This window comes from Comamonas thiooxydans (assembly GCF_002157685.2).
Lineage (GTDB): Bacteria > Pseudomonadota > Gammaproteobacteria > Burkholderiales > Burkholderiaceae_C > Comamonas > Comamonas testosteroni_H.
On the sequence record NZ_AP026738.1, the window covers coordinates 5,144,527 to 5,158,446 of the forward strand.

Below are 13,920 nucleotides of genomic sequence, written 5' to 3' on the forward strand. Positions count from 1 at the left end.
GGCGATTACCTCAGCTTCAGGGTGGACAGGCCCAGCAGGCACAGCAGCATGGTGATGATCCAGAAGCGGATCACGACCTGAGTCTCCTTCCAGCCGCTCTTTTCAAAGTGGTGGTGCAGCGGCGCCATCTTCAGCAGACGACGGCCCTCGCCATAACGCTTCTTGGTGTACTTGAAGTAAGTCACCTGCAGCATCACCGAGATGGCTTCCGCGACAAAGATGCCGCCCATCACGGCCAGCACGATTTCCTGGCGCACGATCACGGCAATCGTGCCCAGAGCGGCACCCAGCGCCAGCGCGCCCACGTCGCCCATGAAGACCTGGGCGGGGTGTGCGTTGAACCAGAGAAATGCCAGACCGGCGCCCGCCATGGCGCCGCAGAACACCATCAGCTCGCCCGTGCCGGGGATGCTGGGAAACAGCAGATAGCGCGCATAGGTGGCGTTACCGGTCACATAGGCGAAGATGCCCAGGGCCGTGCCCACCATGATGACGGGCATGATGGCCAGACCGTCGAGGCCGTCGGTCAGGTTCACGGCATTGCTGGCGCCCACGATGACCAGATAGGTCATGACGATGAAGCCCAGCACGCCCAGCGGGTAGCTGACTTCCTTGAAGAAGGGCACCATCAGGCCGGCCTTGGGCGGCAGGTCCATGGAAAAGCCCGACTGCACCCAGGAGATGAACAGGCCGAAAACCTCGGCGTTGTTGTTCTCGGAAATGCAGAACACCAGATACAGGGCGGCCAGCAGGCCGATGACGGACTGCCAGAAATACTTCTCGCCCGAGCGCATGCCCTCGGGGTCCTTGTTGACGACCTTGCGCCAGTCGTCCACCCAGCCAATCGCACCGAAGCCCAGCGTGACCAGCAGCACGATCCAGACAAAGCGGTTGGACAGGTCAAACCACAGCAGTGTGGACACGGCAATCGAGAACAGAATCAGCACGCCGCCCATGGTGGGCGTGCCGCTTTTGACCAGATGGGTCTCCATGCCGTAGCCGCGCACGGGCTGGCCGATCTTGAGTGCGGTCAGCATGCGAATCGCCCTCGGACCGACGATCAGGCCGATCAGCAAGGCGGTGACGGCGGCCAGCACGGCGCGCAGCGTCAGATACTGGAAGACGCGCAGAAAGCCGAATTCCGGCGAGATACCCTGCAGCCATTGAGCAAGCATCAGCAGCATGCGGCCTCCTCGCAGTTGCCCTGTTTCTTGTCTGCGCAGGCCTCAATGCTCTGCACCACTTGCTCCATCTTCATGAACCGCGAACCCTTGACCAACACGCTACCTACCTTGGGTAAAACTGCGCACACCGCCTGCTGAAGGGCGGCCATGCTATCAAAATGCTGAGCTCCACTGCCAAAGGCAGAGGCCGCAAACGCGCTCTGGTCACCCAGAGCAAAAAAATGGGCAATACCAGCCTGCTGCGCCAGGGCGCCGGCCTCGGCATGGAACTGCGGGCCGTTATCGCCGACCTCCCCCATGTCGCCCAGCACCAGCAACTGCGGTGCGGGCAGCTCGGCCAGCACGGCAATGGCAGCAGCCACGGAATCGGGGTTGGCGTTATAGGTGTCATCGACCACCGTAACGCCTTGACCATTGATCTGCACAGCCAGCGCGCGCGAGCGCCCCGTCACGGGTTCGAAACCGGACAGTCCCTGCGCAATGGCCGCCAGAGACACGCCGGCGGCATGGGCACAGGCAGCAGCGGCCAGTGCATTGCGCACATTGTGGCGGCCGGCAATATGCAGCTGCACGGCAGCCACGCCTTGCGGGGTATTCAGCGCAAAACTCCAGGCTCCGTCGGCCCAGACCACATCGCAGGCAAAAACCTGAGCCCCATCAGCGGCCTCGCCAAACATCAGGCTGGGGCGACCGGCACTCAGCTCGGTCCACAGCGGCGTGTATTCATCCCCAGCGGGGAAGATGGCCACGCCGTCCCGGGGCAGAAAGCCCAGCACCGAGCCGTTCTCACGCGCCACGGCTTCCACCGTCCCCATGAACTCCTGGTGTTCGCGCTGGGCGTTGTTGACCAGAGCCACCGTGGGCTGGCCGATGGCAGCCAGCTCGGCAATCTCGCCGGGGTGGTTCATGCCCATCTCCAGCACCGCAATGCGATGCGCACCCGTCATGCGCAACAGGTTCAGCGGCATGCCGATGGAGTTGTTGAAATTGCCGCGCGTGGCCAGCGCTGCCTCGCCCTGCGCGCCCACGTGCGCGCGCAGGATGGAGGCAATCATCTGCGTGACCGTGGTCTTGCCATTGCTGCCGGTCACGGCAATCAGCGGCAGATCGAACTGCGCACGCCAGGCCCTCGCCAGCGCACCCAATGCCAGCAGCGTATCCGGCACTTCGATGCCGGACATGCCCGCAGCTTCCAGCCCGTGGCTGGCAATGGCCGCCACGGCACCGGCGGCCTGCGCCTGAGGCAGAAAATCATGGGCGTCAAAACGCTCGCCCTTCAGGGCCACGAACAAGTCCCCGTCCTGCAGCGTGCGCGTATCGGTGTGCACGCGTGCCAGCTCCAGCTGGCCGTTGCCGACCAGGCGGGCTTGGGGGATATGCGTCTGGATCAGCTCCAGCGCTTTTGCCAGGGTCATCATGACCGAATCTTTCCTTCGCGGGCTGCGAGCGCCTTCTGCGCCTCAGCCATGTCGGAGAACGGATGGCGCACGCCCTTCGTCTCCTGATAGTCCTCATGTCCCTTGCCGGCAATCAGCACCACATCGCGCGCATCGGCACGGGCAATGGCTTGGGCAATGGCCGCCGCGCGGTCGGCCTGAACATGCAATGTCTCGCCCGCCTGCATGCCGGCCAGAATCTGGTCGATGATGCTTTCGGGCACTTCGCTGCGCGGGTTGTCGCTGGTGACGAAAACGCCGTCGGCATTCGCCTGGGCGGCCTGTCCCATCAACGGGCGCTTGCTGTTGTCCCTGTCACCGCCGCAGCCGAACACGCACCACAGCTTGCCCTGGCGCTGGCGCACTGCAGGCTGCAGGGCGCGCAGGGCTTTTTCCAGCGCATCGGGGGTGTGGGCATAGTCCACGGCCACCAGAGGCAGGCCGGGCTTGACGATCTGCTGCATGCGACCGGGCACGGGCTCCAGATGGGCGCAGGCAGCCACAGCCTCTTCCAGCGTCAGACCCAGGCAACGCAGGGCGGCCAGCACCCCCAGCAGATTGGAGACGTTGTACTGGCCGACCAGACGCGTGTTCATGCGCAGACTGTGACCGGCTTCCAGCACGGTAAAGCTCAGGCCCTCGTCGCCCAGACCGATGTCCTTGGCCTGCAGGCGCGCCGGCCCCTGGATGGAAACGCTCCACACATCCATGGCGCGGCCTTGCAGCCTGGCCCAGAGCCTGGCGCCATGCGCGTCGTCGATATTGACCACAGCCGCTGGCAGGCCGGGCCAGTCGAACAGCTGGGCCTTGGCCTGCCAGTAGGCATCCATGCTGCCGTGATAGTCCAGGTGGTCCTGCGTGAAATTGGTGAACAGCGCCACGCGAATCTTGCTGCCGTCCAGACGGTGCTCGACGATGCCGATGGACGATGCCTCGATGGCACAGGCGGCAAGACCCTGGTCGGCGTAGCTGCGGAACGCGCGCTGCAGCAACACCGGGTCCGGCGTGGTCATGCCCGTCGACTCCAGCGCAGGCGGAACGCCCACACCCAGGGTGCCGACCAGCGCGCAACCGGTGCGCGTATTCAGCGTCACTTTCGAGAGCGCATGCGCCAGCCACCAGGCGGTGGTGGTCTTGCCATTGGTGCCGGTCACGGCCAGCACGTCGAGCTCGCCACTGGGATGTGCAAACCATTGGTCGGCAATCAGTCCCGTCGCGGCCTTCAGATCCTTGAGCGCGGCAATACGGTCGCCGCTCAGATCGAAGGCCTGCAAGCCTTCGGCCTCCACCAGCACGGCGGCGGCGCCCTGCTCCAGAGCCTTGCCCACATAGGCTCGGCCATCAGTGGCTGCTCCGGGCCAGGCGACAAAGGCATCGCCTGCCTTGACCTTGCGACTATCGGTCTGCAGGTCACCCTGCACGCGACTGCGCAGCCAGGCAACGGCCTCGGCTGCATTGTTCAGGATTTGAATGGGGGTGCTCATAGCACAGGCTCCTCAGCGGGTGCAGCCACGATCTGAGGCTTGACTTCCTTGTCGGGCTGAACGCCCATGAAACGCAATGTCTGCTGAACCACGTCCGCAAACACCGGACCGGCCACCGTGCCACCGTAGTAGGAACCTGCCGTCGGTTCGTCCACCATCACGGCCACGATGATGCGCGGCTTGTCGATGGGAGCAATGCCCGTGAACCAGGCCCGGTACTTGCCTGCGGCATAGCTCTTGCCCACCTGCTTGCGGGCAGTGCCCGACTTGCCGCCGATGGTGTAGCCCTCGGCCTGAGCCTTCTGGCCGGTGCCGCCTGGGCCGGCAGCAAGACGCAGCATGTGCAGCACCGCCTCGGCGTTTTCCTTGGAGATCACACGCACGCCCACAGGAGGCTCGTTCGTTTTCAGAATCGTCGAGGGAATGACATTGCCGTCGTTGGAGAACACGGTGTAGGAGCGCGCCATCTGGAACAGCGATGCCGACAGGCCATAGCCATAGGACATGGTGGCCTGCTCGATAGGCTTCCAGGTCTTCCAGGCACGCAGACGACCCGAGACCGCGCCCGGAAACTGAATCTGCGGCTTCTGGCCAAAGCCCAGGGCGCTGAAGTACTCCCACATCTCCTGGGGCGAAAGCCTTTGCGCGACCTTGGTCGCACCCACGTTGCTGGACTTCTGGATCACGCCCTCCACCGTCAGCGCGCCGTAGTTGTGCGTGTCGGTGATGGTGGAACCCGTCACCGTATAGCGGCCGGGCGAGGTATCGATGATGGTGGACGGCTTGACGCGCTTGAGCTCCAGTGCCGTGGCAATGGTGATGGGCTTCATGGTCGAGCCGGGCTCGAAGGTGTCGGTCAGTGCGCGATTGCGCAGCTGCTCGCCCGTCAGGTTCTTGCGATGGCCGGGGTCATAGCTGGGATAGTTCGCCAGGGCCAGCAGCTCGCCGGTGTGTGCATCCATCACCACCACGCTGCCGGCCTTGGCCTTTTGCGACTCCACCTGCTGCTTGAGCTTCTGGTAGGCGTAGTACTGGACCTTGCTGTCGATGGACAACTGAATATCTTGCCCATCCTGCGGTGGCACTTCATCGCCCACGCCCTCCACCACGCGGCCCAGACGATCCTTGATCACACGACGCGAGCCAGCCTTGCCGGCTAGTTCCTTATCGAACGCCAGCTCCATGCCTTCCTGACCATGGTCTTCCACATTGGTGAAGCCCACGATATGCGCCGCAGACTCCCCTTCGGGATATTGGCGCTTGTATTCCTTGCGGTTGTAGATGCCCTTGATATTGAGCGCCACGATCTTCTGACCCACATCCCAGTCCAGCTGACGCTTGACCCAGACAAAGGTCTTGTCCTCGACATCCAGCTTCTCCATCAGGGAGCGCAGCGGCATGTCCATGAGGCGCGCCACTTCCTTGAGCTTTTGCTGGACCTCAGGGTCCTTCAGATCCACGTCCTCGGGAATGGCCCAGATACTGGCCGCTGGCACGCTGGACGCAAGAATCAGGCCGTTGCGATCCAGCAAACGGCCACGATTGGCTGGTAGCTCCAGGGTACGCGCAAAGCGCACCAGACCCTGACGCTTGAAGAAGTCGTTGCCGAAGACCTGTACATAGGCAGCACGCGCGCCCAGGCCCACAAAACCCAGCGCCAGCGCAGCCACGATGAACTTGCTGCGCCACAGCGGTGTTTTCGAAGCCAGCAAAGGGCTGGTGGTATAGAGCACGCTGCGTGTCATTGCGCAGTTCCTGCAGCCGTTTCATGCACGTACTGCGTAATGGCCTGAGAAGCCTGCTTCATCTGCAGCTTTTCGCGCGCCATGGTCTCGATGCGCTGGGGCGTGGCCTGAGCACGCTTTTCCACCTGCAGCCGCAGCTGGTCGGTCGCCAGACGACGCGCCTCGGCCTCGGCGCGGTCCAGTTCGGTGAACAGGCGACGCGACTCATACTGGGTATGCACCAGAAAAATGGCGCTGGTCATGACCGCCAGCAGCAGCAGCAGGTTTATGCGCAGCATGGCAGCCCTCCCGCAGCCATGCTCGAAGCGGCATGGCGATGCATCATGCAGGCACCTCGGTGCGCTCGGCGACGCGCATCACGGCGGAACGCGAACGGGGATTGGCATCCACCTCGGCAGCACTGGGCTTGATGCGCTCCAGCGCCTTCAGACGCATGGGCGTGGGAGGCGCAAACGGTGCACGGCGGTCGTAGACCTCCTTGGAATGCTTGGCAATGAACTGCTTGACGATGCGATCTTCCAGCGAATGGAAGCTGATCACGGCCAGACGGCCGCCGGGAGCCAGCACGCGCAGACTGGCTTCTAGCGCTTGCTCAAGCTCCTGAAGTTCGGCATTGATGAAAATCCGAAGAGCCTGGAAGGTCCGTGTTGCCGGGTTTTGCCCAGCCTCGCGGGTCTTGACCGCGCCAGCCACGAGTTGGGCCAGCTCGGCAGTGGTGCGTAATGGGCCCTGGCTTTCGCGCCGAGCAACAATCGCCTTTGCAATGGGGCCAGCAAACCGTTCTTCGCCGTAGTCACGTATCACCTCCGCAATCTGCTGCACTTCCGCATCTTCGAGCCACTCGGCCACGCTCTGACCACGCGTGGTGTCCATGCGCATGTCGAGGGGGCCGTCAAAGCGGAAGCTGAAGCCCCGGTCCGGGTTGTCGATCTGGGGCGAGCTCACCCCCAGGTCCATCAACACGCCCTGCACACTGCCTTCGGGCAGTTCGCCCAGATGGCGAAATCCTTCATGCCGAATCGAAAAACGCGCATCGGTGATGCGCGCCGCCTCAGCAATTGCGTCCGGGTCTTTGTCGAACGCGATCAAGCGCCCGTCCGGCCCGAGCCTTTGCAAAATGAGCCGGGAATGACCGCCTCGACCGAACGTCGCATCGACCCACTGGCCGGCGGGCGGCTCGGCGGCACCACCCAGCAGGGCGTCCACGGCCTCATCCAGCAAGACGGTGATATGTTGCAACGGCTGATTCACAAGCACTTCCTACAAAACAAAATCCTGGAAAGCCGCCGGCATCGGTTGCTGGCGCGCTTCCGCTTCGCGCATTTCATAAGTGGCCTTGTCCCAGACCTCGAAATGCGCCCCCATACCCAGCATCAAGACCTCTTTGGTCAGACCTGTGGCCTCACGCAACTCGGGCGAAATCAGCAGCCGACCGGTTGCATCCATCTCCGCATCCATGGCATTGCCCAGAAAAATCCGCTTCCACCACTGAGCCGTGATCGGCAGTTGCGCGACGCGTTCGCGAAACTGCAGCCACTCGGGGCGCGGAAACAGCAACAGACAGCCATCGGGATGCTTGGTGAAAGTGACCTGCCCCTCCGCCAAGGACAAAAGGGCGTCACGATGCCGGGTCGGCACTGAGAGCCGCCCCTTTCCATCGAGATTCAGCGAAGACGCCCCTTGAAACACGGCAAGTTACTCCGGTCATCTGGAGCCGCTCGTTCCCCAAAAATGGGCACGAGGGCAGCTTTCACCACTTAATTGCACTTTTTTGCACTGTATCAGCAATTTAAGGTGAATCCAAACCCGAAGGAACAATTATTTGCAATGAAATCAAGCACTTAGAGAGAAAAAGAAAAGCCTTATTCTGAAAATATCTTTCCTTTACAAGCACTTAGCAAAGTCAATGCAAGTGGACTCTCATTAGGAGGCGTCAATTGCAACCATTCAATTCAATGGAAAGAACTGATTTAAGTCTCGACCTTCTCCTACAAATGCAAACTGCCCGCACAGGCGGGCAGCTCGCTTCAAGCGCTCGGTTCTTCAAAGAATGAAGCGCGACAGATCCTCATCCTTGCTCAGCACCTGCAGACGCTGATCCACATAGGCTGCATCGATCACCACGGTCTGCCCCGAAAGCCTGGCCGCGTCGAAGCTGACTTCGTCAAGCAGACGCTCCATCACTGTGGACAGACGCCGTGCACCGATGTTTTCGGTACTCTCGTTGACGTCAAAGGCAATCGTTGCCAGACGCGTGATGCCCTCGGGCTTGAACTCCAGAGTCACGCCTTCAGTCGCCAGCAGCGCCTGATATTGCTTGACCAGGGAGGCGTGAGTCTGCATCAGAATCGCCTCGAAGTCCTGTACCGACAGAGATTCCAGTTCCACCCGAATGGGAAAGCGCCCCTGCAGCTCGGGAATCAGATCGCTGGGCTTGGACAGGTGGAAAGCACCCGAAGCGATGAACAGAATGTGGTCTGTCTTGACCACACCATACTTGGTCGAGACGCTGGTACCTTCGACCAAGGGCAGCAGGTCGCGCTGCACACCCTGACGCGATACATCGGAGCCACTGGTTTCCTGGCGCGTCGCCACCTTGTCGATTTCGTCGATGAAGACAATGCCGTTTTGCTCGGCATTGGCAATGGCGCGGGTCTTGACGTCTTCCTCATTGACCATCTTTGCTGCTTCCTCATCGGTCAGCAGCTTCAGGGCCTCGGCGATCTTGAGCTTGCGCGTCTTGCGCTTTTCCTGGCCCATATGGCTGAACATGCCACGCAACTGCTCGGCCATCTCTTCCATGCCCTGGGGACCCATGATCTGCACCTGAGGCATCTGCTCGGCGATGTCGATCTCGATCTCCTTGTCATCAAGCTGACCTTCGCGCAACTTCTTGCGGAAAACCTGACGCGCCGTGTTGTCTGCCGGTACTTCGCCGGTGCGGGCCTGCGGGATCAGCACATCGAGAATGCGCTCCTCAGCAGCATCTTCGGCGCGGGCGCGCATCTTCTTCATGTCCGACTCGCGCGTCTGCTTGACGGCAACTTCGGCCAGATCGCGGATGATGGCGTCCACATCCTTGCCCACATAGCCCACTTCGGTGAACTTGGTCGCCTCGACCTTGATGAAGGGAGCATCGGCGAGTTTTGCCAGGCGGCGGGCGATCTCCGTCTTTCCCACGCCCGTGGGGCCGATCATCAGAATGTTCTTGGGCGTGATTTCCTGGCGCAGGCCCTCGGGCACCTGCTGGCGGCGCCAGCGATTGCGCAATGCAATCGACACCGCGCGCTTGGCACCATGCTGGCCGACGATGTGCTTGTCCAGCTCGGAGACGATCTCCTGGGGAGTCATGGCAGAAGACATGTGAATTCTCAGTCAAATATGCCTCTGGCGCCCATCCATAAAGCGCCAGAAGCTATCAATTTGGATAGACGAGTGCTTACAGCGTCTCGATCGTGTGATTCATATTGGTGTAGATGCACAGCTCGCCGGCAATCGCCAGGGACTTGCGCACCACATCCTCGGCCGACAGCTCGGTATTGTTCAGCAAGGCCTTGGCGGCGGAATGCGCATAGGCACCGCCGGAGCCGATGGCCACGATGCCCTGTTCGGGCTCCAGAACGTCGCCATTGCCGGTGATGATGAGCGAAGTCGTCGCATCAGCGACTGCCAACATGGCTTCGAGCTTGCGCAGCACGCGGTCGGTACGCCATTCCTTGGTCAGCTCGATCGCGGCGCGGGTCAGATTGCCCTGGTGTTTTTCCAGCTTGGCCTCGAAGCGCTCGAACAGCGTGAAGGCATCTGCGGTTGCCCCCGCAAAACCCGCCAGCACCTTGCCGTGATAGAGCTTGCGCACCTTGCGCGCCGTGCCCTTGATGACGATATTGCCCAATGTGACCTGACCATCACCGCCGATGGCGACTTGCACGCCCTCGGGAGTCTGGCGGCGCACGCTCAAAATGGTGGTGCCGTGAAACTGTTCCATCTGGAGCAGATGGGGACAGACAAGATCGACCTCAAGAGGCCCAGAAAAATTAAATTTGCAGGGCTTGCCGTGGATAAGGCCTCAAACGGCCCGACTCCGGCCAGAGACACAGCCTCTTAGAGGGGAGGCGGCGTAGCCATTCAGGGAGCTAGTCCCTCCTTGGGATCACCTGTGCATGTTCCTGAATGCCAACAACATTGAAGAACACCGCCAGCAACTGGTGCAACTGACTGAACTGCAACACATGACCCAGCTCCTGCATCTGCGCAGCCCAGTTCAGCACCGAGCCTGCGGCAGCAAAGTCCATGCGCACCAGGCGCGCGCAGTCAATGGCAATGGCTTCGCCAAGCTTGGCCTTTTCCTGAACCTCGGCCAGCCAGGGCAATGCATCGCCGTCGATCACACCTTGCAGCGCAAAACGCGGCTGATGCTCCTTCCAAAGCATGCCGGGCTGAATCGTCTCCGGCCCCAAGAGCCGGCTATCCTGGGCACGCAGGTTCTGCGCCTGCCCTTCATTCGAATACGCACAAACCGGATCGTCCCACGAGGGTGGCGACAGCTCGTAGGTCACGCAATAGTCCAGCGCCGTCAGCTCAAATTCGTCCTGCAGATGCATCAGGCGCTGTATGGCCAGACGCAAATACCACCAGTCCTGATCGACGGCTCGATCACCGGAAGGGGTGTGCTTGCTGAGCACGGCCTGCAATCTTTCATGACCGGCAAAAACCAGTGATCCCTTTTCGTCGGCCCATTGCTGTGCCGCATCCAGCAGCGGCTTCTTCACGCCGGGGTCGAGGCTCTCCAGAACGCTCCAGTCCATGACCGAGCTGCCGACGCTGCGCGCCTTGCTGGCCAGCAGCGCCTTGAAACCAGGCTCATCCAAATGCACAGGAGCCTGCCAGCGAAAGCCGGTCTGTACTGCTGCGGCATCCGGCGCGGTTTCGCTAAGCCTGCCCGCCTGCTGCGGCATCACAAACCATTGCGGGGCCGAACGACCGAAGCGCGCTACAAAGTCCATGGCAGCGTCTTCAAACTGAGCCTGCATGCCTGCTGCGCGGTACATGTCCAGCAGTGCCAGCCAGACCTGCAACTGTGACGGCGTATCCTGAGCACGCTCGGCAATCAAGGCCTTGAGACTGGTCTCGGCTGCGACGCTGTCACCGCTGGCAAAGACAATCGCAGCATCCTCCAGCGCGGCATCATGCTCGAAGCGCGCAAAGGACGGCGGAACCATGTTGATATCGGTTGGAGCGGAGACCTCGGTCGTGGCAAACGCCGGCGAAAAGTCCGTCTCGCCACGCAGGCCCGGCAAAGCAACAGGATTGCCCTGCCGCCCCGATTGCGGCAGCTCCAGATCGCTTGGCAGCACATCCTGAAGCAGAGGTAACGTGCTGATCGAAAGCGGCTGGCTTTTAAATACCGAAGGCATGCTGCTTCCGCCCTCGGGCAGTTGCAGCGGCATGGTGGCGGCATCAGCGGCCAGCTTGCCGCGCCACCATTGCTGGGCCATCTGCGCTTCGATCTCGTCGATCTTCTTGATGGTTTCTGCGCGCTCGCCCGGCACGGAGCTTTGAGCAGTCTGCAAAAAAGAGGAATGTGCCAGCGGGGTCGGCGTCTCGAGTGGGGCCCTGGCAGTCACCGCCGTCTTGGACAACTGAGCCTGACGCAGCTTGCGCAGCTGGTCAAACTCGCGCTTTCGCACAAAGTCGTTCTGGCGCTTGCGCTCCAGCATCTCCTTGAGCGCCTGCTTGCTGTACTGGCTTTCTTCGCTTTCCTGGTTGAGATTCTCCAAATCGGACCAATTCACGGTCGGGTGGCGCACAAAACGCACCACCTTGGACAGCAACCCTCCCGACTTGTTTTCTTCTTTTGCCATGGTCCTCTACTTTGCTGCCTGCAGCCCCGCCAACGCCTGACGCAGATCAATCGCCGTACATCTTCTGTTTGAGTTCACGGCGCTGCTGGGCTTCCAGCGACAGTGTAGCCGTGGGGCGAGCCAGCAGCCGTCCCACCCCGATGGGCTCGCCGGTTTCGTCGCAGTAACCGTAGTCGCCGGCATCGATGCGGGCAATGGACTGGTCGATCTTCTTGAGCAGCTTGCGCTCGCGGTCACGGGTGCGCAGCTCGAGAGCGTGCTCTTCCTCGATGGTGGCACGATCGGCGGGATCGGGCACCACGACGGTGTCTTCACGCAGGTTTTCCGCAGTCTCGCCCGCATTCACATGCATATCGTTCTTGAGCGCGACCAGCTTGCGACGGAAGTAGGCCAGCTGGGCATCGTTCATGTAATCGTCATCAGACATGGCCAGCACTTCAGCATCGGTCAGCTCCTCTACCGACTTGGTCTTCCAGGCGTTGGCCAGCTTGGGATCTTTCTTGGGCACAGCTTGCTTTGTGTTGGTCATTGCTTTCGTATCTCTCATGGTTGCCGCAGCCTTGACTGCCGAAGCTGCCAAGGGCGGAACATCTGTTTCAGGCTGCCGCGCTGGAGGCGATGCAGAACGCTTGGATCTGGACGATTTGGAAGATTCTCCCGCTGCTGCAGGTACCAGCACCGGGTTGTCCAACGCGGCGTCCACCAAAGAGGTCTCGACGCTGCGGGGGTGCACAGCCGCTGCCGCAGCTTTGGCTGCGGCCTTGGGCAGATTACTTTTCACAGCGGTCACGTCCTGTCTCCTTACAGTACAGAGCCCTTGCAGGGCCGGATTGCTCCAACACCCTCTTTAGGGCCGGCATTGTAGCCACGCCAGTCCCCCCAGCCCGGCTCCGTTGCACATACCCCACAATTTGCAACAAAGCCTGTGCCTGTTTCGGCCAGTTTGCGAGAAATAACAGACAAACAAAACGGCCTGCTTGGCAGGCCGTCAGTCATTGTCAGCAAACCGTTAGCTTTCGCCGAAACAGCCCCTAAACCCAGGGTTTACACCAGACATTGATCCAGTCCCTGGAGAAGAATGTCTTGAGGCAGATCAATGCCGATGAAGACCATTTTGCTGACTCGCTTTTCATCGGCTTCCCACTCGGGACCCAGATCGCTGCCCATGAGCTGGTGCACGCCCTGGAAGATGACCTTGCGGCTGGTGCCCTTCATGTCGAGCACGCCCTTGTAGCGCAGCATCTTGGGGCCGTAGATATTGACGATGGCGCCCAGGAAGTCTTCCAGCTTGGCCGGGTCGAACGCGCGATCGGCGCGGTAGACAAAGCTCTTCACGTCATCGTCGTGATGATGGTGATGTGGGTGATTGCAGTGCTCGCCATGCTCGTGGTCATGGTGGTCGTGGCCACAATGCTCGTCGTGCTGGTGTTCATGATCGTGTTCGCATTGACCATGGTCATGGTCGCAAGCGCTGTGGTCGTGATGATCGTGGTCGTGATCATCTTCCTTGAGGAAATCGGGGTCGATGTCCAGCTTGGCGTTCAGGTTGAAGCCACGCAGGTCGAACACTTCGCTCAGGGGCACATCGCCAAAATGAACGGCACGGATGGGCGCGCGCGGGTTCATGTGCTTGAGGCGATGGATCAGCGCCTCCTTTTCCGCATCCGTCACCAGATCGGTCTTGGACAGGAACATTTGGTCGGCAAAGCCCACCTGACGGCGTGCTTCCTGGCGATCGTCGAGTTGCTGGTTGGCATGCTTGGCATCCACCAGCGTGATGATGGAGTCGATCAGATAGGTCTCGGCGATCTCGTCATCCATGAAGAAGGTCTGGGCCACAGGACCGGGATCGGCCAGGCCAGTGGTCTCGATCACGATGCGGTCGAAGTCCACCTGCCCCTTGCGGCGCTTGGCGGCCAGCAACTGCAAAGCCTCACGCAGGTCTTCGCGGATGGTGCAGCAGATGCAGCCGTTGCTCATCTGCAGAATCTGTTCTTTGGATTCGGTCTTGAGAATGTCGGTGTCGATGTTCTCCTCGCCGAACTCGTTCTCGATCACGGCAATCTTCATGCCGTGGGATTCGTGCAGCACGCGCTTGAGCAGCGTGGTCTTGCCCGAGCCTAGAAAGCCCGTGAGGATGGTGACAGGAATGAGAGCCATGCGTTGAAACCTCTTGCTGCGGCCAGCCGCCACATGCGGCTGTCCAAAAA

12 protein-coding genes are annotated in these 13,920 nt (G+C 61.1%); all 12 read right to left on the reverse strand.

The genetic code is table 11. The features are described from left to right. Positions 1-5: 5 nt before the first annotated feature. The 12 genes from mraY to CTR2_RS24035 all read right to left on the reverse strand — a co-directional run bounded on the left by mraY (position 6) and on the right by CTR2_RS24035 (position 13,870). Complete coding sequence (gene mraY, locus CTR2_RS23980; RefSeq protein WP_087080423.1) at positions 6-1,184, reverse strand: phospho-N-acetylmuramoyl-pentapeptide-transferase; 1,179 nt, start codon at positions 1,182-1,184, stop codon at positions 6-8. Next, positions 1,175-2,602, reverse strand: a complete 1,428-nt coding sequence (locus tag CTR2_RS23985) for a UDP-N-acetylmuramoyl-tripeptide--D-alanyl-D-alanine ligase (RefSeq protein ID WP_087080421.1) — start codon at positions 2,600-2,602, stop codon at positions 1,175-1,177. The genes mraY and CTR2_RS23985 overlap by 10 nt, the downstream gene beginning before the upstream one ends. Further along, a complete protein-coding gene (locus CTR2_RS23990; protein WP_087080420.1) occupies positions 2,599-4,104 on the reverse strand; it encodes a UDP-N-acetylmuramoyl-L-alanyl-D-glutamate--2,6-diaminopimelate ligase in 1,506 nt (501 codons plus the stop codon). Before CTR2_RS23990 ends, CTR2_RS23985 begins: the two co-directional genes overlap by 4 nt. Then, positions 4,101-5,849, reverse strand: coding sequence for a peptidoglycan D,D-transpeptidase FtsI family protein (locus CTR2_RS23995; RefSeq protein WP_087080418.1), 1,749 nt, complete (start codon positions 5,847-5,849; stop codon positions 4,101-4,103). The genes CTR2_RS23990 and CTR2_RS23995 overlap by 4 nt, the downstream gene beginning before the upstream one ends. Beyond that, complete coding sequence (ftsL, locus tag CTR2_RS24000; RefSeq protein ID WP_087080416.1) at positions 5,846-6,127, reverse strand: cell division protein FtsL; 282 nt, start codon at positions 6,125-6,127, stop codon at positions 5,846-5,848. The genes CTR2_RS23995 and ftsL overlap by 4 nt, the downstream gene beginning before the upstream one ends. A gap of 43 nt (positions 6,128-6,170) precedes the next feature. Further along, entirely contained in the window at positions 6,171-7,100 is a 930-nt protein-coding gene (gene rsmH, locus CTR2_RS24005) for a 16S rRNA (cytosine(1402)-N(4))-methyltransferase RsmH (protein ID WP_003081144.1), read from the reverse strand. A gap of 9 nt (positions 7,101-7,109) precedes the next feature. Then, positions 7,110-7,538 carry a division/cell wall cluster transcriptional repressor MraZ gene (gene mraZ, locus CTR2_RS24010; protein ID WP_003051254.1) on the reverse strand — a complete coding sequence of 143 codons (429 nt, stop codon included), beginning with the start codon at positions 7,536-7,538 and terminating at the stop codon, positions 7,110-7,112. 354 nt (positions 7,539-7,892) lie between these two features. After that, entirely contained in the window at positions 7,893-9,212 is a 1,320-nt protein-coding gene (gene hslU / locus CTR2_RS24015; RefSeq protein WP_176391580.1) for an ATP-dependent protease ATPase subunit HslU, read from the reverse strand. A 76-nt stretch (positions 9,213-9,288) separates the two neighbouring features. Next, positions 9,289-9,834, reverse strand: coding sequence for an ATP-dependent protease subunit HslV (gene hslV, locus CTR2_RS24020; protein ID WP_003051248.1), 546 nt, complete (start codon positions 9,832-9,834; stop codon positions 9,289-9,291). Between the two features lie 148 nt (positions 9,835-9,982). Then, positions 9,983-11,710, reverse strand: coding sequence for an STAS domain-containing protein (locus CTR2_RS24025; RefSeq protein WP_087080414.1), 1,728 nt, complete (start codon positions 11,708-11,710; stop codon positions 9,983-9,985). A 46-nt stretch (positions 11,711-11,756) separates the two neighbouring features. Next, positions 11,757-12,500, reverse strand: coding sequence for an RNA polymerase-binding protein DksA (gene dksA, locus CTR2_RS24030; RefSeq protein ID WP_003069012.1), 744 nt, complete (start codon positions 12,498-12,500; stop codon positions 11,757-11,759). 254 nt (positions 12,501-12,754) lie between these two features. Then, positions 12,755-13,870 (reverse strand): CobW family GTP-binding protein, encoded by a 1,116-nt coding sequence (locus CTR2_RS24035; protein ID WP_087084433.1) that lies wholly within the window; start codon positions 13,868-13,870, stop codon positions 12,755-12,757. Positions 13,871-13,920: the final 50 nt, after the last annotated feature.

Excerpts from the sequence above, each read along its gene's own strand:
- CTR2_RS24025 (WP_087080414.1), bottom strand. The coding sequence starts at position 11,710 with ATGGCAAAAGAAGAAAACAAGTCGGGAGGGTTGCTGTCCAAGGTGGTG.
- mraY (WP_087080423.1), bottom strand. The coding sequence starts at position 1,184 with ATGCTGCTGATGCTTGCTCAATGGCTGCAGGGTATCTCGCCGGAATTC.
- hslU (WP_176391580.1), bottom strand. The coding sequence starts at position 9,212 with ATGTCTTCTGCCATGACTCCCCAGGAGATCGTCTCCGAGCTGGACAAG.
- CTR2_RS23990 (WP_087080420.1), bottom strand. The coding sequence starts at position 4,104 with ATGAGCACCCCCATTCAAATCCTGAACAATGCAGCCGAGGCCGTTGCC.
- CTR2_RS23985 (WP_087080421.1), bottom strand. The coding sequence starts at position 2,602 with ATGATGACCCTGGCAAAAGCGCTGGAGCTGATCCAGACGCATATCCCC.
- CTR2_RS24035 (WP_087084433.1), bottom strand. The coding sequence starts at position 13,870 with ATGGCTCTCATTCCTGTCACCATCCTCACGGGCTTTCTAGGCTCGGGC.
- hslV (WP_003051248.1), bottom strand. The coding sequence starts at position 9,834 with ATGGAACAGTTTCACGGCACCACCATTTTGAGCGTGCGCCGCCAGACT.
- CTR2_RS23995 (WP_087080418.1), bottom strand. The coding sequence starts at position 5,849 with ATGACACGCAGCGTGCTCTATACCACCAGCCCTTTGCTGGCTTCGAAA.
- ftsL (WP_087080416.1), bottom strand. The coding sequence starts at position 6,127 with ATGCTGCGCATAAACCTGCTGCTGCTGCTGGCGGTCATGACCAGCGCC.